Here is a 20428-nt window from a genome sequence, read left to right on the forward strand (position 1 = left end):
CGGCCGGACCGACGCACCCCGGTGACCGCGGCGACCGGGTCCACCACCCCGTGGCCCACCGCGAAGTCGTGCCCGCCGGCCGCGGGGATCGCGGTGTTCTCGATGCGCGCGATCACCTGTCGGGCGGTGAGCCCCGGGTACGCCTGTCGGACGAGCGCGGCGGTGCCGGCGACGTACGGTGCGGCGAAGCTCGTCCCGCTGATGGCGGTCCGCGCGCCGTCCCCGTCCACCACCAGGTCCGACACCCCTGCGCCGTCGGCACCGACCGATCGCAGGCCCACCGCGGGGGCGGCCACGTCGACCCACGGTCCCCTGAGCGAGAAGTCCGCTGCGGATCCGTCCGGACCGACGCCGCCCACGGCCAGCACGTGATCGTCGTACCAGGCGGGCACCGCCACGGTGACGACGTCGTCCCATCCGTCGTCCCCGGGAGCGGCGGGATCGGGGTGGTCGGGGTTCTGGTCCCCACAGGTCTGACCGACGTTGCCCGCAGCCGCCACCAGCACGACGTCGTGGTCGACCGCGGCATAGCGGACCGCTCCACCGAGCGTGTCGTCGGCCAGCGCGGTACCGGCGGGAACGCAGGCCACCTCCGAGATGTTGATCACGCCGGCACCCGCGTCCACCGCCGCGCGGATCGCCCTCGCCAGGGAGGAGAGTGTGCCGACCCCGGATCCGACCGAGGTGACGTCGGATGAGCGTGCGGTCGACCTCAGGACACTGCTCGACTGCCGGATCGAGACGATCTCGACGCCCGGCGCCACACCGGAATGGCCCGAGTCGTCCTCGCTCGCGGCCAGCACCCCGGCCACCAGAGTGCCGTGCGCATCGCAGTCCTCCGTGCCGTCCCGGCCGGGGACGACGTCGCCGGCCCCACGAACACGTGGCAGACGGGGACCGGGGTTGACACCGGTGTCGATCACGGCCACCACCTGCCCCTCCCCCCGCCCGTGGATCCACGCCGCACTGAGATCGTCAACCGTCGCGGAGGCGGGCGGGGCGGACGGGTCGAGAACTGCAGCCGTGGTGCGACAGGGGCCGTCACGCCGCAATCCCGATTCGGCTGAACCGGGATCGATAGGGCCGACCTCCGGGACGGGACCGTCGATGGAGGGCCGCTCGAGCGCGGCCGCCACCTGACCATCGACAGAGTGCGCGGTCAGGAGCGCCACGGTGGCCGCGAGGGGTACCAGCAGGCCCGACCTCATCGCTGACGGACGGTCGAGTAGACGTCCATCGCGCCCACGGCGAGCGGTACGAGCACGCATATACCGATCACCTCGATCGTCCCCACGGCGCGCAGCACGGAAGGGGAGAGTTCGACATGGGGGAGTGCCGTCGCCGCGACGACGACCGCTGCGGCCAGGGCGGCGGCCGCGGGGATCACCATCCCGACCGGCGACGGATGGGTGACGGCCGCCCCGAGCAGCAGGCCGGACGCCAGCGTCAGGGCCGATGCCAGCAGCACCGTCGTGTGCACCCGGTCGGCGTACCCGAGGCCCCGGAGGACCAACGTCAGGATCACGACCAGTGCCAGGGGAGCGGACCACCGGGTGGACGCGGGACCACCGGTCAGCGCCACGAGTGCCCCGGCCGTGCAGATCGCGCCCCCTGCGGCCAACAGGCCGGTGAGCCACGAACGTGAGGTGAGAAAGCGGTGCCTCAGGACCGCCGGTGTGGGCAGAGGTCCATGCGACCGTCGGTCATCGGCATGCCGCGCGCGCAGGTCGTGATCGACCTCGCCCAGATCCCCGGCCTCGACGTCCTCGCCCGGCGCCGGAACCGGGGGGATCGGGATCCGGGCCGCCGAGATCGACACGCCGGGTGCGGCGGTGAGCAGCAGCAGGCCTGTGAGGACGGCTCCGGCTCCGACGGCGTGCACGGGAACGGTGGTGTACGCGACGATCATGGCGGTGATCGCGCCCACCGCCGACACGAGGGCCAGAGCCAGGTAACCCGCCGCGAGACCGTACGACCGATCGTGGCCCGTCCGGAACACGGTGCACCGCAGCACACCGGCGAGGACCGCCCCGGCGGTGAGGCCACCCATCAGGTTCCCCGCTCCGCCGGGGGCCGCGCCGACCGTCCCCGCCGCGAGGACGGCGAACCCGTACGTGGACGCCCCCGCCACGGCGTGTGCGGAGACGGGGGCGGCGGTCCGGCGGAGTGCGAGGACCCCCGCGAGGCCGAGAGCGGCCAGTAGGGCGGCCACGAGAGGGGGCACGATCCCCCCGAGGTTCCACCACTGGCCGACGAGTGCGGCGACGGCGGCCACCACGGCCACCGCAGTCGTCGCGGTGGCCGTGTCGACGGCGTCGCGGCGACTCCAGACGGAGGAGCGCGCCACGTCCGGATCGGTGAGCCCCTGCAGCACGTCGTCGAACAGCGGCGCCGGAGTGGGCACGGGCCGGTGGTCCAGCACGAGGATCTCTCCGTCATGCACACGTTGTTGCGCGAGTGTCTCGGAGACGGCCAGTGGTCCACCCGCCAACCTCGACAGCTGCCATGACCCGCTCGCGTGCCCACCCATCCGGGCGTCGACGTCCACACTCGAGGCGGGCCCCGCGGCCGCCCGGATCCGATCGCGGACCAGGTCCACGATCTCGGGGATCACGGCGACGAGCTCGAGATGGGCCGGCAGACTCAGATCCACTCGTGTCGTTCGGCAGACGATCGACACCCGACGCTGGTCGAGCGGCTCGACGCCCGAAGCGACGCCCCCGGGCTCGTCCCGCCCCGTCACGCCCTGTCCTCCCACTCGTCCCTGCCCACCCGGTCGCCGGCGGTGCCACCCTGGTCGGTTGACGTCCCCGTCACGACGTGCACTGCCCTAACATCGCGCTTCGACACGGCGACCATTGTCGACGGCGGGATGCTCCCGTGGGGGCCCCTCCTCCGGTTTCGGACGAGGAACGGGTCGTCGGGGACCGGGCGGCAGGAACTGGACGAGGAGGCGGGCGCGGATGGGTGACGTGGTCTTCACCCGCGGCGAGCGGCTCGAGGCGCCGGCGGTGTCGACCGGTGAGCTCACCCTCCAGGCCCCTCCGGCACTGCCCCGTCCGACTCCCAGGCCACTGGTGCAGATCGTTCTCCCCGTCGTCCTCGTCGTCGCCGTGGTCGGGATGGTCGTGGTGATGATGCGTACGGGGATGATGCGCAACCCGATGTTCATGCTCTTCCCCGTGATGATGGCCGTCTCCGCTGTCGGAATGCTCGCCGGCAGCCTGTCCGGTGGCAACAAGACCGGTGAGACCGACGAACTGCGGAAGGACTACCTCCGCTACCTGGGTCAGACCCGGGAGACCGTCCACGAGACCGTGGCCGCCCAGCGGGCGGCCGCACTGTGGCGACACCCCGACCCGGTGGAGCTGCCCGCGCTGGTCGGAACGCCACGGATGTGGGAGCGGGAGGAGGGCGACGCGGAGTACCTCACAGTACGACTGGGCCCCGGGCGGCAGTCCCTGGCGACCAGGTTGTCCGCCCCCGACACCGGTCCGGTCGACGATCTGGAGCCCGTCTCGGTCGTGAGCATGAGGCGCTTCGTGAGAGTCCACTCGGTGGTGGACGACCTGCCTGTGGCGCTGGAGTTGCGGGCGTTCGCCGCGGTCTCCCTGGACGGTGATGTGGACGTGGCGAGATCTGCGGTCAGAGCGGCACTGGCAGGACTCGTCGTCTCCCACGGTCCCGACCGGGTCCGCGTGGCGGTCGCCGCGAGCGAGGGGAACGCCCGCCGGGCCTGGGAATGGCTCAAGTGGCTCCCTCACCACGAACACCCGACGTACACGGACGGCGGCGGACGGGTGCGACTCACCGAGTTCTCACTCTCCGGGGTCGAGTCAATGCTCTCCGAGGACATCGCGGTGCGGCCCGCTTTCGGGACGAACGCGAGGGACGGTCGGGAGGTGCCTCATCTCGTCGTCATCGTGGATGGCGTGGGAGTCACCGGCGCCGAGCGTCTGGTGGCCGAGGACGGACTGGACGGCGTGACCGTTCTCGAGGTCTCCGGCAGTCGCGCCGGGCAGCTGCGCGACCTCGCGACCCGTCTCGGGTTGTGTATCCGGCTCGACGACGACGGCAGGGCGTCGGTACACACCGAATCCGGAGAGGAGGACATCGCGAGGGCCGATTCCATGAGCCTTCCGGAAGCGGAGCGGCTCGCCATGGCACTCGCCCGCTACCGACCCGCCGACACCGTGACACACGCCGACGGCTCCACTTCCACCAGGCGGGTCCCCGGTCTGCCCGACCTGCTGGGGATCGGGATGGCCACCCGCGTCGACCCGGCGGTGGCGTGGCGACGTCGCGGCGAACGCGACCGCCTGCGCGTCCCGGTGGGGGTGAGCCCGGATGGAGCCCCCGTGGAGCTGGACCTCAAGGAGGCCGCGCACGGCGGAATGGGCCCGCACGGCCTGTGTGTCGGCGCGACAGGGTCCGGGAAGTCCGAGTTCCTGCGCACCCTCGTCCTGGGTCTGGTCGCCACGCACGACCCGGACGCGCTCAACCTGGTGCTGGTGGACTTCAAGGGCGGGGCCACGTTCCTCGGACTCGAGTCGCTGTCCCACGTGTCAGCCGTGATCACCAACCTCCAGTCCGAGATCACCATGGTCGACCGGATGCGGGATGCGCTCGAGGGCGAACTGAACCGGCGACAGGAGGTGCTCCGCGCCGCGGGCAACTACGCGGGTGTGGGCGACTACGAGGCGGCGCGGGCGAGGGGAGCGCAGCTCGATCCCCTGCCGGCACTGGTGATCGTCGTCGACGAGTTCTCCGAGCTGTTGTCCTCCAAGCCGGAGTTCGCGGAACTGTTCCTCACCATCGGGCGTCTCGGGCGCAGTCTGCACATCCATCTGCTGTTGGCGTCCCAACGGCTCGAGGAGGGACGATTGCGCGGTCTCGACAGTCACCTGTCCTACCGGATCGCCCTCAAGACGTTCTCCGCGACCGAGTCCCGCACCGTCCTGGGTGTGACCGACGCCTATCACCTGCCCGCCACGCCGGGCGCGGGCTTTCTGAAGGTCGATTCCGGCGAGCCGGTGCGATTCGACGCCGCCTACGTCTCGGGGCCCCATCGAGAGGATCGTCGACGTGACGGCTCCTCTGTCGCCGTCCCGGTCGCCCGCGCCACAGTGCGTCCGTTCACGTCCTGGTACATGCCGGTGGCCGCTCCCGCCCCATCGGCGGCCGCCGACCGACGCGACGCGCCAGTCCCCGACGACCGGGATGAGGAGACGAGTCTGCTGGACGTCCTCGTCGGTCGGCTCGCCGGTCACGGAAGACCCGCACACGAGGTCTGGCTCCCGCCTCTGGGGGCCGGCGCAGCCCTGGACACGGCGGTCGGAACAGAACCGACGGTGTCCAGCGACGAGAGCCCGCCGAGCCTGCGCTTCCCGATCGCCGAGGTCGACCTGCCGTTCGAACAGCGTCGAGCCTCCTGGGTCGTGGACCTCTCCGGGGCGGACGGCAACGTCGCGGTGGTGGGCGGGACGAGGTCGGGCAAGTCGACCACCCTGTGCACCCTGGTGCTGGCCGCCGCGGCGACCACCGGACCCGACCGGCTCTCGGTATACGTCGTGGACCTCGGTGGCGGGCTTCTCCAGTCGGTCGCCGAGCTCCCCCATGTCGGTGGTGTCGCCAGGCGCGGCGAGGACGAGAAGATCCGTCGAACGGTCGCGGAGGTTGGCGTCGAACTCAAGCGCCGGGAGGCGGCGTTCCGCGACGAGGGAGTGACGTCCGTCGACCACGCCCGCCGCCGGCTGATCGGGCGCGACGGTCGGTCGATCGCCGAGTATCCCGAGATCCTCTTGGTGATCGATGGCTGGCAGGCGTTCCGGACCGAGGTCGAGGACCTGGAACAGCTCGTGGTGGGGCTCGCCGCGGACGGCCTGTCCTACGGCGTCCACGTCGTCCTGTCCGCAGCCCGCTGGGCCGACCTCCGGCCGGCGCTGCGGGACGCGCTCGGTACCCGTGTCGAACTCCGGCTGGGTGATCCCACGGATTCGATGATCGACCGCCGGGCGGCGATGACCGTCCCCGCCTCTCCCGGCCGGGGGTTGACCCGCGAACGCCACCACATGCTCGTCTACCAACCCCGGCTCGACGGACTCGTCGACCCGGATGGCATCGCCGACGCCACCGTCTCGGCCTCCCGGCACCTGGCGCAGCGGTGGCGGGCCCTGGTGGGCCCCGTCAACGCGGCGCCGGTCAGAATGCTCCCGGAGGTCCTGCCGTACGCCCAACTCGCGGGTCTGGCGCGCCCGGGTCCGGACGGCACACGGACGCGGGTGCCTCTCGGTGTGGACGAATCCGACCTCAAGGTCGTCTACGCGGACCTCGAGGCGGACCCGCTGATGCTGGTGCTCGGCGATTCGGAATGCGGCAAGACCTCTGTTCTCCGGGCCGTCACCCGGGGGCTGGTCGCCGGCAACAGCCCACAGGCGGCGAAGGTCATCGTGGTGGACTACCGCCGCACCATGCTGGGCGAGATCGAGGGCGATCATCTCGCGGGATACGCCGCCACCGAGACGGCGCTGGTGCCGATGGTCGATCACCTGGTCCAGATCCTCGAGGGCCGGATGCCCGGCGTCGGGATCACGCCGGAGCAACTACGCGCCCGCTCGTGGTGGAACGGTCCGCGAATCCACCTGATCGTCGACGACCTCGACCTCGTCATCACCGGTGCGGGGAACCCGCTGTCCGCGCTGACCCGATTCCTCCCGCACGCCCGCGACATCGGGTTCTCCGTGGTTCTCGCGCGGAGGACCGCGGGTTCCTCGCGCGCGCTGTACGACGGTCTCGTGGGAGGGATCCGGGACCTGGGCGGCGCCGGCCTCATCATGTCCGGGAGCCGCGAGGAGGGCCCCCTTCTCGGAGGAGTACGTCCCACCCACCTGCCGGCGGGTCGGGGCAGGCTCGTCACCCGCAGCGGGGGCGTCCGACTGGTGCAGACCGCACTCGCGGAACCGTGACCCCCGTGGGCGCGACCATCGCGGTCGATCTCTCCTGTTCCGGACTGTCGGTGGCGTCGGCGTCGGCGTCGACCGTTCTCTCCCCGGCGGTCGCGCCCACCTCCGTCCTCGCAGGTGCAGACGGTTCCGCGCTACCACCCGGGGGCGATCGGATCGAGTGCTCCGAGCGGGTCGACTCCGTCGCCCTCCGGCACCCGGACCGTTGTCTGCCGGACCCGCTGGCAGGCGCTCACCGGGATCGCACCGACGTGGCCGGGCTCTCCGTCCCCGTGGAGGAACTCCTGGCGGCTCCGGTCTCCCGGGCCCTGCGGTGGGGCGCGGCGGGGGACGGAGACGGAGTGGTGCTCATCGTTCCCAGTGGGTGGGGCAACACCCGCTCCGCCCGATTGGCATCCGCTGCGGAGGGCCTGGGTGTGTCACCCCACATCGTCCGCGCGGCGCTGGTGACCGCCGAGGCGCTGCCCTCATCCTCGGCCCGCTGGGCGGTGTGCGTGGAGGCCTGCGCCGCGAGGACCAATGTGAGCCTCGTCGAACGCACGCGGGGGGAGCTGACCCTGATCGACCGGACCATCGTCCACCGGTGGGATCCGTGCCGGGATTCGATGCGCGACGACGAGGTGCCCCGTGTGCTCGAGGCGGTGACCGCGCTACGGCGTGGGCGGCGGGAGGCGGGCACCGGCTCCACCGAGATCCTGGCCCGCGGACGCAACGCCGAGCGGGTGGTGGACGCCTGCGATCAGGCGCGGTTGCTCTCCTTCGTCGTTCCGGATCTCGCTCCGGTCGAGGCCGCTCTCCGGTTACACGAGGGAGTCTGAGTCGCCCCCCGGGTGGTCGTCGTGGCGGATGGAACCGAACCCGGCCCCGGGGACGTCGAACACTGTGACGGACCCAGGAAGGGGCCGCAAGACCACAAAGAGGAGGACGAGATGGCCGGTTTCAACACCCACATCGGGACCATGGACACCGCGGCCAGACGGGTCGACGACGTGAACACTGAGATCGATCGACTGCTCGGGAACGTCCGGGATTCGGTGTCGCAGCTCGGAGGGTCGGTGTGGCGGGGTGCGGCCCAGGCCCGGTTCGCGACGATCATGGCGGAGTGGCAGCAGCAGAGCACCAAGCTCAACACCGCCCTGGCGGGAATCTCGGAGACCATGCGGACCAACAGCACGTCGTTCGAGGCCGCCGATCAGGACTCCGCGCAGGCGATCAGCCGGGTCGGCGCCTCCGGCCCTCTGAACATCTGACCACCCACCTCCAGTCGGGAGAATTCTCATGACCACAGGACAGATCACCTATAACCACGGCCCGATCGAGGCGCTCGTCGGCCAGGTCGGTTCGGCGTCAACGGCGCTGCGCACCACCCTCGACGATCTCAGGGCGTACCTCGCACCGCTCGTCGCCGAATGGGAGGGCGACGCCGCTGTCGCCTATCAGGCCCACCAGAACGACTGGGACCAGGCCGCCGCCGCCCTGCAGGCGATGCTCGCGGAGATCTCGCGGGCAGCGAGTCAGGGAAACCAGGGTATGGCGGATGCCGACCGTCGCGCCGCCCAGGGATGGGCATGACGGCCCCTTTCCGAGTGGCCTCACCCTGAGTGGAGGCACAGCGGCGCGGAGTCTCGGTCACCGTCGGTGTGATGACCGGGCTCCGCGCGGCCGCCGCACCCCCCGACCGGATGCAGGCGAGGCAAGGCTGTCCTACCGTCGGACGTAGAGCCGGGTCGATCACCCGGCGGACGCGAACCACGGGAGGACCCACATGTACGTCACCCACGATCCGTCAACGGGAACGACCGACAGCCAGTACGACCAGACCGACGACGTCGACGGGATCCTGTCCACCGTCACCGAGGGGTTCACCTCCTGGCGCGCCACCGACGTCGCGGAGCGGGCGCGGATCCTCCTGGCGATCGCGGACGCCTTCGACGAGCACGCCGACGAGCTCGCCAAGGCCATCACCACCGAGATGGGCAAACTGCCCGACCAGGCGCAGGGGGAGGTCAAGCTCGCCGCCTCGATCTACCGCTGGTACGGCGAGCACGGCCCCGCGCTGCTGGAGCCCGAGACGCTGGACGTGCCGGGCGCCCGCCTGAACCGCGTGACCCACGAACCGGTCGGACCCCTGGTCGGCGTGATGCCGTGGAACTACCCCTACTACCAGGTGGCCCGGTTCGCGGCCCCCAACCTGCTCCTGGGCAACACCATCGTGCTCAAGCACGCCAGCATCTGCGCGCGCTCCTCCGCGGCAATAGAGAAGGTGCAGCGCGCGGCCGGGCTTCCGGAGAACGCGTACGTCAACGTCTACGCCTCCAGCGACACGGTCGCCGAGATGATCGCCGACCCCAGGATCAAGGGCGTCTCGCTCACCGGCAGCGAGGGCGCCGGCGCCGCCGTGGCCAAGGTGGCGGGGGAGAACCTCACCACCAGCGTTCTCGAACTGGGCGGCTCGGACCCGCTCATCGTCCTGGACACCGACGACCTGGACGAGCTGGTCGAGACCGTCGGCAAGGCGCGGCTGTCGAACTGCGGCCAGGCATGCAACTCGCCCAAGCGGATGTTCGTTCCGGCGGACATGAAGGACGACTTCGTGGGCAAGCTCCGCGACCTGTACGAGGGGACCAAGGTCGGCCCCGCGGCCGACGAGGGAACCGGGCTCGGACCGCTGTCCTCGGAGGACGCCCGCGACGGGGTGGTCGAGCAGGTCGAGCGCGCCGTCGAGCAGGGCGCGACCCTCGTGACCGGAGGCCGCGCGATCGACCGACCGGGTGCGTTCATGGAGCCCACCGTCCTCACCGGCATCACCCCGGAGATGGACGCCTACACCGAGGAGATCTTCGGCCCCGTCGCCATGGTGTACGGCTACGACTCCGTCGACGAGGCCGTGCGCGTCGCCAACGACACGCCCTTCGGCCTGTCCGGCTCGGTGTGGGGGACCGACACCGACAAGGCCTCCGAGGTGGCCGAGAAGCTCGAGGTCGGGATGGCCTACGTCAACGAGCACGGCACCACCATGGCCGGCCTGCCCTTCGGCGGCGTGAAGCGGTCGGGCTACGGCCGCGAGCTGGGCCGCTGGGGCCTCGGCGAGTTCGTCAACGTGCGGCTGCAGCGGGTCCACTGACAGCGAGTCCGCCCCGGCCCCGATACACGAGAGGGCCGGGGTGGCGCCATCCTTCGGATCGCCCAGATTCGATCCGTTGCCCCGTCAGCGCGCGTCACTACACTTGGAAGGTGACTCATCACCAACCTTGAAAGGGTCCTCATGGCACCCCCTCTGCCTTCGCAGGTCGACGTCTCGTGGCTGCACCAGCACCTCGACGACGCCGACCTCGTCGTCGTCGACGCCACCAACCACCTCCCCGTCCCCACCGACGGCCCCTACGTCCCGGAGTCGGGCGCGGAGACGTACCGGCCGGAACACATCCCCGGTGCGCTCTTCGCGGACCTCCTGGGGGACTTCGCCGACCCGGACAGCCCCGAACCCTGGACCGCGCCGGACCACGAGCGGTTCGCCGCAGCCGCCGGCGCCCTCGGCATCGGAGACGGGGCGACGGTGGTCGTCTACGACCAGCACGACGGCTTCTGGGCCACCCGCTTCTGGTGGCACCTGCGCTACGAGGGCTTCGAGAACGTCACGGTGCTCGACGGCGGGCTCCCGGCCTGGAAGGCCGCCGGCCACCAGGTCACCGACGTGCTCCCCGAGCCCACGCCGCGCACCTTCACCGGCACCCGCCGCCCCGAGCTGTTCCGCTCCACCGAGGAGATCGCGGCCAGCCTGGACAATGAGAACACCATTCTCGTGAACGTGCTGGACGAGCCCACCTACCGCGGCGAGGTGGACACCTATGCCCGCCGCGGTCACATCCCCGGCAGCATCAACCTGCCGGTCTTCTCGCTCCGCGACCCCGAGACGGGCACCCTCCGGCCGACCGAGGACCTGCGCCGCGAGTTCGAGGCGGCGGGCCTGCTCGACGACGACCGGACCGTCGTGACCTACTGCGGCGGCGGTATCGCCGCGACCGGGGTGGCGCACGCCCTCGCGCTGGTCGGCCGGGAGGACGTGGCGGTGTACGACGGTTCGATGACCGCCTGGGCCGGAAGGCCCGAGCTCCCGTTGGTCACCGGCGACTCGCCCCGCTAGCGCACCTCACTGGGCCAGACCCACGAGACGGGCCCCGGTCGTCGAGCAGTCGACGGCCGGGGCCCGCGTCGTGCCGGGGAGAGTGGGCCGGGGAGAGTGGTCAGCGCGCGACGGCGTAGGCCTGCGCGAGGTGCGCGATCTTCTGCGCGCGGGCCAGCCGCGGAAGGTCCGCGCCGTCGCGGCACCGCTCGCCGCCGGGCCCCAGTTCGTCGATCACGGACTCGGCCCACGAGACGTCGGCGGCCGAGGGGGACAGGACCTCGTTGATGTACGGGGCCTGGTCCACCCGCAGGCACAGCTTGCCGGTCATGCCCATCTCGACCGCGTGCTCGGCGGCGTCCATGAGGACCTGGGTATCGTTGGAGATGGTGGGCCCGTCGATCGGCGGAGCCACGCGCGCGACCCGGCTAGACACCACGAACTGCGAGCGGGTGTAGGCCATGGCGATCTGCGAGGAACCGATGCCGGTGTCACGGCGGTAGTCACCGATGCCGAACGCCAGGCGCACCACCTGGTCGGTCTTGGCGATCTCCGTGGCGGCGGCCAGACCGTCGGCGGACTCCACCAGCGCGACGATCGGTGTGTCCGCGGCCAACCGGGCGGCCGTCAGCGAGACGTGCTCCGGGTTCTCGGTCTTGGCCAGCATCACGCCGTCGAGGCCGGGGCAGTGGCCCAGGGCCATGAGGTCCTTCTCCCACTCGGGGGAGCGGACGTCGTTGATCCGGACCCAGGCGTGGTTGCCGGCCTCGAGCCACTGGCGCACCTCGCGGCGCGCGCGTTCCTTCTCCGACTGGCGGCACCCGTCCTCGACGTCCAGGACCACGACGTCCATCTCGGAGTTCACGGCCGCGTCGAAGCGCTCGGACTTGTCGGCAGGCAGGAGCAGCCACGAACGGGCGATCGTCGGCGGGATGGTCGACATGGGGCTCATGGGTACCGGTCATCCTTTGTTCGAGAGACGGTTCGCCGCGGGACGCGAGACGTCGCGCGGCAACCTCCCCACGATACGTTGCCCCGGTCGTGGCGTTCCACACGGTGACCAGCAAGCCATAGGACGCGATCGGTCCTCATTGGCGGACCTGCGTATTGACTACCGTTTCCCGGCGCGGCACTCTTTGGCGAGTGAGTACCAGACTGGCGTCCGACGCCCCGGCGATCGAGGCGGAACACCTCGTCAAGAAATTCGGCGACTTCACCGCCGTCGATGACATCTCCTTCTCCGTCCCCACCGGATCGGTCCTCGGACTGCTGGGGCCCAACGGGTCCGGCAAGACCACCACCATCCGCATGATGACGACCCTGAGCCCGCCCACCTCCGGCACCGCACGCGTCGCCGGGCACGACGTGATGGGCGCCCCTGCCGAGGTGCGCAAGGTCATGGGCCTGACCGCGCAGGCGGCCACTGTCGACGAGCTGCTCACCGGGCGCGAGAACCTGCGCCTCATCGGGGACCTGTACGGCCTGCCCAAGAAGATGGTCAAGACGCGCGCCGACGAGCTGCTGGAGAAGTTCTCGCTCAGTGACGCCGCGACCAAGGTCGCCAAGAGCTACTCCGGGGGCATGCGGCGCCGGCTCGATCTGGCGGCCAGCCTCGTCGCGGCCCCGCCCGTGCTGTTCCTGGACGAGCCGACCACCGGGCTCGACCCCCGCTCGCGCAACGAACTCTGGGACGTCCTGCGCGACCTGGTCCGCGACGGAACCACACTGTTGCTCACCACGCAGTACCTCGACGAGGCCGATCAGCTGGCCGACCGGGTGATCGTCATCGATCACGGCAGCGTCATCGCCGAGGGCACCCCGTTGCAGCTCAAGGACCGCTCCGGTGCGGCCAGCCTGGTCATCACCGTCTCGAGGCCGGACGACGTCGACGAGGCCGTCCGCGTCCTCGACGGCCGGATCGGGGAACTGCACGTCGACCGCGACGCGCGTCGGCTCACCGCGCCGTCGGAGGGCGTCTCGGCGCTGGCGGGGATCGCCACCGCGTTCACCGACGCCGGGATCGAACTCGACGACATCGGCCTGCAGCGCCCCAGTTTGGACGACGTCTTCCTGTCCCTCACCGGACGCAGGGCCGAGGACACCGCGGACGCCGTGGACGTCGAGACCATCGAACAGGAGAACCGGGTATGAGCACCGTCGCCGACCCCACCCACACCTCGGCCACCCACGAGCGGTTCGCGATGCCGGCCCGCCCCGAGGGGCCGTCCCTCGGCCGGCAGATCTCCGCGCTGGTGCGCCGCAATCTCTTCCACATCCGGCGCCAGCCGGAGAATCTGGCGGACGTCACCATCCAGCCGGTGATGTTCGTCCTGCTCTTCGCCTACGTCTTCGGCGGCGCGATCGCGGTGGCCGGCGGCGTGAACTACCGCGAGTGGCTACTCCCGGGGATCATGGCGCAGACCATGGCGTTCTCCTCGTTCGTCGTGGCCTCCGGGCTGTGCAACGACCTCAACAAGGGGATCATCGACCGCTTCCGGACCCTGCCCATTCAGCGTGCGTCGATCCTCATCGCGCGCAGCGCGTCCAGTCTCATCCACTCCTCCATCGGCGTGGTGGTCATGTCGCTGACGGGCCTCGTCGTGGGGTGGCGGATCCGGAGCGGGATCGTCGACGCCGTGCTGGGCTACCTCATCCTGCTGGGCTTCGGCTTCGTCATGATCTGGATCGGCATCGTCGTGGGCTCCCGCCTCAAGACCATCGAGTCGGTCAACGGCGTCATGTTCACCACGATCTTCCCCATCACGTTCCTCGCCAACACCTTCGCGCCCCCGGAGTCGATGCCGCCGTGGCTGCGGCCGGTCGCCGAGTGGAACCCGCTGGCCTCGGTGGTGCAGGCCATGCGTGAGCTCTGGGGCAACGCCCCCGCCGTGGGCCCGGACGCCGCGCTCCCGTTGCAGTACCCGGTGCTCGCGTCAGTGCTGTGGATCGTGGGACTGACCGTGGTGATCGCCCCGATCGCCGTCAAGGCCTTCGACGCCCGGACCCGCGACTGACGCGCCCGCGACCGTCAGCGCTTGGTCTTGGGGGAGACCCGGATGGTGATGGAGCCGACCACCGGTTCGACGCCGGCGTCGTCGACGAAGCGCAACGGGACGTCGATGTCCTGCCCGCTGGTGATCGCGGCGAAGTCGGGGAGCTCGGTCCACTCGGCGGTGACGGTCATGCCGCCGGTCGACATGGCCGGGTAGCGCACGTTCATTCCCACGGGGATCCACCGGTGGGTGGCCGGCACGGTGGCCTCGGCGAGCACGCCCATCGCCATCTCGGCCAGGTTCAGGGCGGCGATCACGTGGAAGGTGCCGATGTGGTTGTGGTTGCCCCACCAGCCGGGTCCACGGACCACGCACCGGCCGGGCCGCACGTCCACGACGTGGGGCAGGACGGTGCGGAAGTAGGGGGCCTTGAGGCTCACGGCCGCGCTGAACAGGCGCGAGCCGAAGGGCAGCCGGGTCGCCTTCTGCCAGAGGCGGTGCAGGGAGGTGTCCGGACTGTCGCCAGGGGTGTTGTTCGTCATGGCGGAGAGGTTACCCGCCGGTAAGTTCGGCAGGAGCGGCACGCGCGCGATAGCCACGACGGAGAGTGGTTGACATCACACCGCGGCGGCCCTAGGGTCGTCAAAACTGAAGTTGGTTCGATACTTCGATCGGGGTCCTGATGTCGTTTCTTCTTGTGCACGGTGCGGGGATGGGTGCGACCAGCTGGGATCGGCTGATCCCGCACCTGAGCGGGCCGGCAGTGGCGGTGGACCTCCCCGGGCGGGGAGCCCGCGCCCATGTCGACCTGCGCTCGGTGACCCTGGACGACTGCGCGGCGGCGATCGTCGCGGATGCCGTCGACTCGGGGCTCAGCGACATCGTCCTGGTGGCGCACTCCTTCGCCGGGGTCTCCGTTCCGCGGGTGCTCGCGGAGCTGTCGGAGCGGGTCGCGCACGTGGTGTTCCTCTCGGCGGTCGTCCCTCCCGACGGTTCCAGGGTCCTGGACGAGATCGACCCGGGGGTGCGTGAGGCGGTCGAGGCGTCACTCGACGGCGGCGTCTACCGCCAGGACCACGCCGCCGTCCCCGCGATGCTGTGCAACGACATGACCCCGGAGCAGACGCAGTGGACCATCGGGCAGGTGGTCGAGGACGCCGCGGCCCTGTTGTCGGAACCCGTTGATCTCAGTGGCCTGGCCGTGGACGTGCCCCGGACCTATATCCGGCTCACCCGCGACACGTGCTACACGCCTGAACTGCAGGCTCGTTCCGCCGACCTGGTCGGCGGTGACACGGTGTTCCTCGACTCAGGGCACATGGCCATGGTGTCCATCCCCGAACAGCTCGCCGAGGTGCTGAACGGGATCGCCGCTCGCCAGGTGTGCTGTCCGGGCTCTTCGTCCGGCCTCAGGCGAGGATGCACGTCCCCTGCCTGAGGAGTTCGTGGAGCCGGGCCTGGTCGGCGTCGGGCTCGTCGACCCAGCGCCGGTACGCCGAGAGGGCGATCCCGAGCGCGGCGTGAGCCGTGGCGGCCGGGATCAGATCGTGCACGGTCTCCCCGCGACGCGCGGCCACGAACTCCGCGACGGCCCTCCGCCAGTCCGCGTACATCAGCGTCGAATGGGCCTGGAGTTCGTCCACCCCGAGCAGTAGTCCCATCCGCAGGCGGTGCACCTGGGTCTCGGAGTCCGGGAAGGTGTTGAACGCGACGAGCGAGTCCGCCAGCGCGTCCCGGAGCGGGGTCGAGCCGGGGATCTCGGCCAGCTGTCGCCGCATCCCGTCCATCTGCACGTCGAACTCGCCCCACGCGATCGCCGCCTTCCCCGGGAAGTACCGGAAGAGGGTCCGCCGGGAGATGTGCGCGGCCTCGGCGATCTCGTCGACGCTGGTCGCGTCGTATCCCTGTCGCGCGAACAGCCTCAACGCCACCGCCACGATCGAGGCGCGCGTCGTGGACGGTCGTCGCCCGGGGACGCGACTGTCGTCAGACTCCGTCATTCCCATGATCGACAAGCCTAGAGCCATCCCGGACACGGACCGTGCATTGACCATTGCAATTGGCACTAGGTGCCAATATGATGCAGGTCTCACCTGGAGTGGTGAGGAACCCAACCGCGTTGACGAGAGGAACCGCCGTGGAGAACACCCAGAACACCGAGGTAGTGCTGGAGGAGGCCCTCATCGAGGAGGTCTCGATCGACGGTATGTGTGGGGTCTACTGACATGACCTCCGCAGCAGCGCCGGCCGGCGCCGGACAGGACGCCGCGCCCGCGGCCTTCGATCTCGACGCCGGCTGGCGCCTGCACCCCGGAGTGGCGCTGCGTCCCGAGCCGTTCGGGGCCCTGCTCTACCACTTCCACACCCGCAAGCTCAGCTTTCTCAAGTCGCCGACCATCGTCGAGGTGGTCCGCATCCTCGCCGACCACCCCACCGCCCGCGCCGCCTGCGCAGCCGCCGGTGTACCGATCGACGACCCCGGGACCGCCCGCCTGTACCTGCACGCGCTCGGCCAGCTCGCCGCCTCGCGCATGATCGAGGAGACCTCATGACCAGCACGCTCAGCCGCCCGGCGGCCCCCGCCCCCGTCGGCCGCCTCGTGGACCAGTTCGAGCGCGGCCTCGACGCCCCCATCTGTCTGACCTGGGAGCTCACCTACGCCTGCAACCTCGCGTGCGTGCACTGCCTGAGCTCCTCGGGCAAGCGTGACCCCCGCGAGCTGAGCACCGAGCAGTGCAAGGCGATCATCGACGAGCTGCAGCGCATGCAGGTCTTCTACGTGAACATCGGCGGTGGCGAGCCCACCGTCCGCCCCGACTTCTGGGAGCTCGTCGACTATGCGACCAGCCACCAGGTGGGCGTGAAGTTCTCCACCAACGGCGTGCGCATCGACGAGAAGGTGGCGCAGCGACTGGCCGCGAGCGACTACGTCGACGTGCAGATCTCCATCGACGGTGCCACCGCCGAGGTCAACGACGCGGTCCGCGGCCCGGGCTCGTTCGACATGGCGGTCCGTGCCCTGGAGAACCTCAAGAACGCCGGCTTCACCGACGCCAAGATCTCGGTGGTGGTCACCCGCGAGAACGTGACCCAGCTGGACGAGTTCAAGGCCCTGGCGGACAAGTACGACGCCACCCTTCGCATCACCCGCCTGCGCCCCTCCGGCCGCGGGGCGGACGTGTGGGACGACCTCCACCCGCTCCCCGAGCAGCAGAAGGACCTCTACGACTGGCTGGTCGAGCACGGGTCGAACGTCCTCACCGGTGACAGCTTCTTCCACCTGTCGGCCTTCGGCGACGGCCAGGGCTCGCTGCCCGGCCTGAACCTCTGCGGCGCGGGCCGCGTGGTGTGCCTCATCGACCCGATCGGGGACGTCTACGCCTGCCCGTTCGCGATCCACGAGGAGTTCCTCGCCGGCAACATCGTCTCCGATGGCGGCTTCGAGAGCGTCTGGCAGACCTCGGAGCTCTTCCGCGAGCTGCGTGAGCCCCAGTCGGCCGGGGCCTGCGCGTCCTGCAACTTCTACGACAGCTGCCGCGGCGGCTGCATGGCGGCCAAGTTCTTCACCGGCCTGCCCATGGACGGGCCGGACCCGGAGTGCGTCCAGGGGTACGGCGAGGGACTGCTCGCGGCCGAGCGCAGCATCCCCTCGCCGTCACAGGACCACTCCCGGGTCAAAGGGCTGGCGGCGCGCAAGCAGCCCACCGGTCCGGTCCCGCTGACCCTCGTCACCACCCCGCCGCGCAGGCCCACCAGCCTGTGCGACGAGTCCCCCGTCTGAGTCGGCCGGCCGACCCGCCACCGCTCACGTCCTCCCCCCGAAGGAGCCCTCTCCCGTGTCACGCCTGTCGAAGATCGCCGAGGCCAACCCCTGGCGCCGCAACCCCTGGTTCGAATCGGTCGCCGAGGCCCAGCGCCGCGCCAAGAAGAAACTGCCCCGGAGTGTCTACATGGCGCTGGTGGCCGGCAGTGAGCAGGGCGTGACGATCGACGACAACACGGCCGCGTTCGCCGAGCTGGGTCCCAAGCCGCACGTGATCGGGGCCAAGGCCGAGCGGGACATGGCCACCACTGTGATGGGGCAGCCGATCAGCCTCCCGGTGATGATCTCGCCGACCGGGGTCCAGGCCGTGACCCCGGACGGTGAGGTCGACGTGGCCCGCGCGGCCGCCGCGCGCGGCACCGCGATGGGACTGAGCTCCTTCGCCTCCAAGCCGATCGAGGAGGTCATCGCCGCGAACCCGCAAACCTTCTTCCAGGTGTACTGGCTCGGCGGCAAGGAGAAGGTCCTCGAGCGCCTCGAGCGGGCCAAGGCCGCCGGCGCCGCGGGCGTCATCCTCACCACCGACTGGTCGTTCTCCATGGGGCGCGACTGGGGCAGTCCGACCATCCCGGAGAAGCTCGACGCCAAGGCGATGCTCACCCTCGCCCCGGAGATCGCGGTGCGTCCGCGCTGGGCCGCCGAGTGGGCGCGTGACGTGGTGACCAACAAGCGTTTCCCCGACCTGACCACGCCGAACCTCGTGCACCAGGGCGAGATGGGTCCGACCTTCTTCGGCGCCTACGGCGAGTGGATGGGTACCCCGCCGGCCACGTGGGAGGACATCGCGTGGGTCGTGGACAACTACGACGGGCCGGTCATGCTCAAGGGCATCACCCGCATCGACGACGCCCGGCGTGCGGTCGACGCCGGCGTCAGCGCGATCTCGGTCTCCAACCACGGCGGCAACAACCTCGACGGCACCCCGGCCTCGATCCGCTGCCTCGCGCCGATCGTCGACGCCGTCGACGGTCAGGTCGAGGTGTTGATGGACGGCGGGATCCGGCGCGGTTCGGACGTGGCCAAGGCGCTCGCCCTGGGCGCCCGCGCCGTGATGATCGGCCGCGCGTACCTGTGGGGCCTGGGCGCCAACGGCCAGGCCGGCGTGGAGAACGTCCTGGACGTCCTGCGCTCGGGCCTGGACTCCAGCCTGATCGGGTTGAGCAAGTCCTCGATCTCGGAGCTCACCAGGGATGACTACGTGATCCCCGACGGGTTCATGCGTCGCCTGGGAGAGTGACCCGGTGGGCGGTCCGCCGGGCCTCCCTGTTACGTCCGTAGAGGAAAAGGAACCACAGTCCATGGGAGACTTCGACGGCAAGGTCGTCTACATCACCGGCATCGCCCGCGGCCAGGGCCGCAAGCACGCCATCCGTTTCGCCCGGGAGGGTGCCAGTGTCATCGGACTGGACCTGTGCGCCTCGCCGTCCGAGCACGTCGGCTACAAGGCGGCCACCGAGGACGACCTCGCGCAGACGGTCGAGAAGGTCCGCGCGGAGGGCGGGGAGATCCTCGCCGAGATCGGCGACGTCCGCGACCTGGCGTTCCAGCAGGACCTGGTCGCCCGCGGGGTCGAGCAGTTCGGCGGCCGTCTGGACGTGGTGATCGCCAACGCCGGCATCTGCAACTGGGGCAAGGTCTGGGAGATCGACGAGCAGCAGTGGCAGGACACGATCGACATCAACCTCACGGGGTACTGGAAGACCCTCAAGGCCACCATCCCGCACATGCTCGCGGCGGACAACGGTGGATCGATCGTCCTGGTGAGCTCCGTCGCCGGACTCAAGGCCATGCCGGTCCAGTCGCCCTACTCGGCCTCCAAGTACGGCGTGGTGGGCCTCGCGCAGACCGCGGCCAAGGAGCTCGGTGAGCACCGGATCCGCGTCAACACGATCCACCCCTACGGCGTGCTGACCCCCATGGGTGCCGACGACCCGGCGGCCCACGACGTGTTCACCAACATGCCCCAGTTCCTCCCGCACTTCACGCCGATCCTGGGGATGGGCATGGCCACCACGGACGACATCTCCGACTCGGTGCTGTTCCTGGCCTCGGACGCCTCCCGCACCATCACCGCGTCGACGTTCACCGTCGACATGGGCGCGATCAAGGTCTGACCATCGAGCCCGTCCTGGCGGTGCTGCCGCTCGGCGCCACCGAGCAACACGGCGCGCACCTGCCCACCCAGACGGACACGCTGCTGGCCACGGCCACCGCGGACACCCTCGCGGCCGCCGGCGTCCTGGTACTCCCCGCTCTCGCGTACGGCGCGAGCGGGGAGCACCAGTCGTTTCCCGGCACGGTCTCCACGGGCACCGACGCGCTGGCGCAGACGCTGATCGAACTCGGCAGGTCGGTGTCCACCTGGGCCGCCCGGTTCGTGGTGGTCAACGGCCACGGCGGCAACCTCGATGCCCTGCGGCGGGCGGTCCCGCTGCTGCGCCACGAGGGCCGCGACGCCGCGTGGCTGCCGTGCCGGACGTCCGTGGACCCGGCCGACACCCACGCCGGCCACGCCGAGACCTCGCTC

The 20428-nt window shown here is 70.6% G+C and carries 20 protein-coding genes; 15 read left to right on the top strand and 5 right to left on the bottom strand.

The features are described from left to right. Both mycP and eccD read right to left on the bottom strand, forming a co-directional pair. On the bottom strand, positions 1-1208 hold a 1208-nt coding region (mycP, locus tag G6031_RS00010; protein WP_182652036.1), incomplete at its 3' end, for a type VII secretion-associated serine protease mycosin. Next, positions 1205-2743, bottom strand: a complete 1539-nt coding sequence (eccD, locus tag G6031_RS00015; RefSeq protein ID WP_182652037.1) for a type VII secretion integral membrane protein EccD — start codon at positions 2741-2743, stop codon at positions 1205-1207. The genes eccD and mycP, both read right to left, overlap by 4 nt. A gap of 220 nt (positions 2744-2963) precedes the next feature. Between eccD and eccCa the strand changes: the two genes are divergently transcribed. From eccCa to G6031_RS00045, 6 genes are all read left to right on the top strand, one after another. Continuing rightward, positions 2964-6965 carry a type VII secretion protein EccCa gene (gene eccCa / locus G6031_RS00020; protein WP_182652038.1) on the top strand — a complete coding sequence of 1334 codons (4002 nt, stop codon included), beginning with the start codon at positions 2964-2966 and terminating at the stop codon, positions 6963-6965. 5 nt (positions 6966-6970) lie between these two features. Beyond that, complete coding sequence (locus G6031_RS00025) at positions 6971-7780, top strand: hypothetical protein (RefSeq protein ID WP_182652039.1); 810 nt, start codon at positions 6971-6973, stop codon at positions 7778-7780. Between the two features lie 111 nt (positions 7781-7891). Next, positions 7892-8212 (top strand): WXG100 family type VII secretion target, encoded by a 321-nt coding sequence (locus G6031_RS00030; RefSeq protein WP_179525894.1) that lies wholly within the window; start codon positions 7892-7894, stop codon positions 8210-8212. A gap of 28 nt (positions 8213-8240) precedes the next feature. Then, on the top strand, positions 8241-8534 hold the full coding sequence (locus tag G6031_RS00035; RefSeq protein WP_182609534.1) for a WXG100 family type VII secretion target: 294 nt from the start codon (positions 8241-8243) through the stop codon (positions 8532-8534). Positions 8535-8727: 193 nt separating this feature from the next. Continuing rightward, complete coding sequence (locus G6031_RS00040; protein WP_182652040.1) at positions 8728-10086, top strand: NAD-dependent succinate-semialdehyde dehydrogenase; 1359 nt, start codon at positions 8728-8730, stop codon at positions 10084-10086. Between the two features lie 141 nt (positions 10087-10227). Beyond that, the gene (locus G6031_RS00045) at positions 10228-11106 is read left to right on the top strand and encodes a sulfurtransferase (protein ID WP_182652041.1); all 879 of its coding nucleotides are present in this window, start codon (positions 10228-10230) and stop codon (positions 11104-11106) included. Positions 11107-11206: 100 nt separating this feature from the next. Here G6031_RS00045 and G6031_RS00050 read toward each other — a convergent pair whose 3' ends face one another. After that, the gene (locus tag G6031_RS00050) at positions 11207-12028 is read right to left on the bottom strand and encodes a CoA ester lyase (RefSeq protein ID WP_179526319.1); all 822 of its coding nucleotides are present in this window, start codon (positions 12026-12028) and stop codon (positions 11207-11209) included. Between the two features lie 200 nt (positions 12029-12228). Here G6031_RS00050 and G6031_RS00055 point away from each other — a divergent pair, with 200 nt between their 5' ends. Together G6031_RS00055 and G6031_RS00060 are read left to right on the top strand one after the other, a co-directional pair. After that, positions 12229-13236, top strand: a complete 1008-nt coding sequence (locus G6031_RS00055; protein WP_182652042.1) for an ATP-binding cassette domain-containing protein — start codon at positions 12229-12231, stop codon at positions 13234-13236. Next, positions 13233-14099: an ABC transporter permease gene (locus G6031_RS00060; RefSeq protein WP_182652043.1), complete on the top strand. Its 867-nt coding sequence runs from the start codon at positions 13233-13235 to the stop codon at positions 14097-14099. The genes G6031_RS00055 and G6031_RS00060 overlap by 4 nt, the downstream gene beginning before the upstream one ends. A gap of 14 nt (positions 14100-14113) precedes the next feature. Here G6031_RS00060 and G6031_RS00065 read toward each other — a convergent pair whose 3' ends face one another. After that, positions 14114-14620: a hotdog fold domain-containing protein gene (locus G6031_RS00065; protein WP_182652044.1), complete on the bottom strand. Its 507-nt coding sequence runs from the start codon at positions 14618-14620 to the stop codon at positions 14114-14116. Positions 14621-14760: 140 nt separating this feature from the next. On the opposite strand from G6031_RS00065, the gene G6031_RS00070 reads away from it, so the two are divergent. Next, positions 14761-15516: an alpha/beta hydrolase gene (locus tag G6031_RS00070; protein WP_182652045.1), complete on the top strand. Its 756-nt coding sequence runs from the start codon at positions 14761-14763 to the stop codon at positions 15514-15516. Here the strand turns inward: G6031_RS00070 and mftR are convergent. Next, positions 15488-16084: a mycofactocin system transcriptional regulator gene (mftR, locus tag G6031_RS00075; protein WP_241737090.1), complete on the bottom strand. Its 597-nt coding sequence runs from the start codon at positions 16082-16084 to the stop codon at positions 15488-15490. The two genes, G6031_RS00070 and mftR, sit on opposite strands and share 29 nt — an antisense overlap. A 131-nt stretch (positions 16085-16215) precedes the next feature. Between mftR and mftA the strand changes: the two genes are divergently transcribed. The 6 genes from mftA to mftE form a co-directional block, all read left to right on the top strand. After that, on the top strand, positions 16216-16302 hold the full coding sequence (mftA, locus tag G6031_RS00080) for a mycofactocin precursor MftA (RefSeq protein ID WP_067716580.1): 87 nt from the start codon (positions 16216-16218) through the stop codon (positions 16300-16302). A gap of 1 nt (position 16303) precedes the next feature. Continuing rightward, positions 16304-16630, top strand: coding sequence for a mycofactocin biosynthesis chaperone MftB (gene mftB / locus G6031_RS00085; RefSeq protein ID WP_179525885.1), 327 nt, complete (start codon positions 16304-16306; stop codon positions 16628-16630). Next, positions 16627-17859: a mycofactocin radical SAM maturase gene (gene mftC, locus G6031_RS00090; protein WP_179525884.1), complete on the top strand. Its 1233-nt coding sequence runs from the start codon at positions 16627-16629 to the stop codon at positions 17857-17859. Before mftB ends, mftC begins: the two co-directional genes overlap by 4 nt. A gap of 55 nt (positions 17860-17914) precedes the next feature. Beyond that, the gene (gene mftD, locus G6031_RS00095; protein ID WP_182610384.1) at positions 17915-19138 is read left to right on the top strand and encodes a pre-mycofactocin synthase MftD; all 1224 of its coding nucleotides are present in this window, start codon (positions 17915-17917) and stop codon (positions 19136-19138) included. 61 nt (positions 19139-19199) lie between these two features. Then, entirely contained in the window at positions 19200-20015 is an 816-nt protein-coding gene (locus G6031_RS00100; RefSeq protein ID WP_179525882.1) for a mycofactocin-coupled SDR family oxidoreductase, read from the top strand. After that, positions 20012-20428, top strand: a 417-nt coding sequence (gene mftE / locus G6031_RS00105; protein WP_187701931.1) for a mycofactocin biosynthesis peptidyl-dipeptidase MftE, incomplete at its 3' end; no start/stop codon positions are given. The genes G6031_RS00100 and mftE, both read left to right, overlap by 4 nt.

The organism is Dietzia sp. CQ4 (assembly GCF_014145125.1).
GTDB lineage: Bacteria > Actinomycetota > Actinomycetes > Mycobacteriales > Mycobacteriaceae > Dietzia > Dietzia natronolimnaea.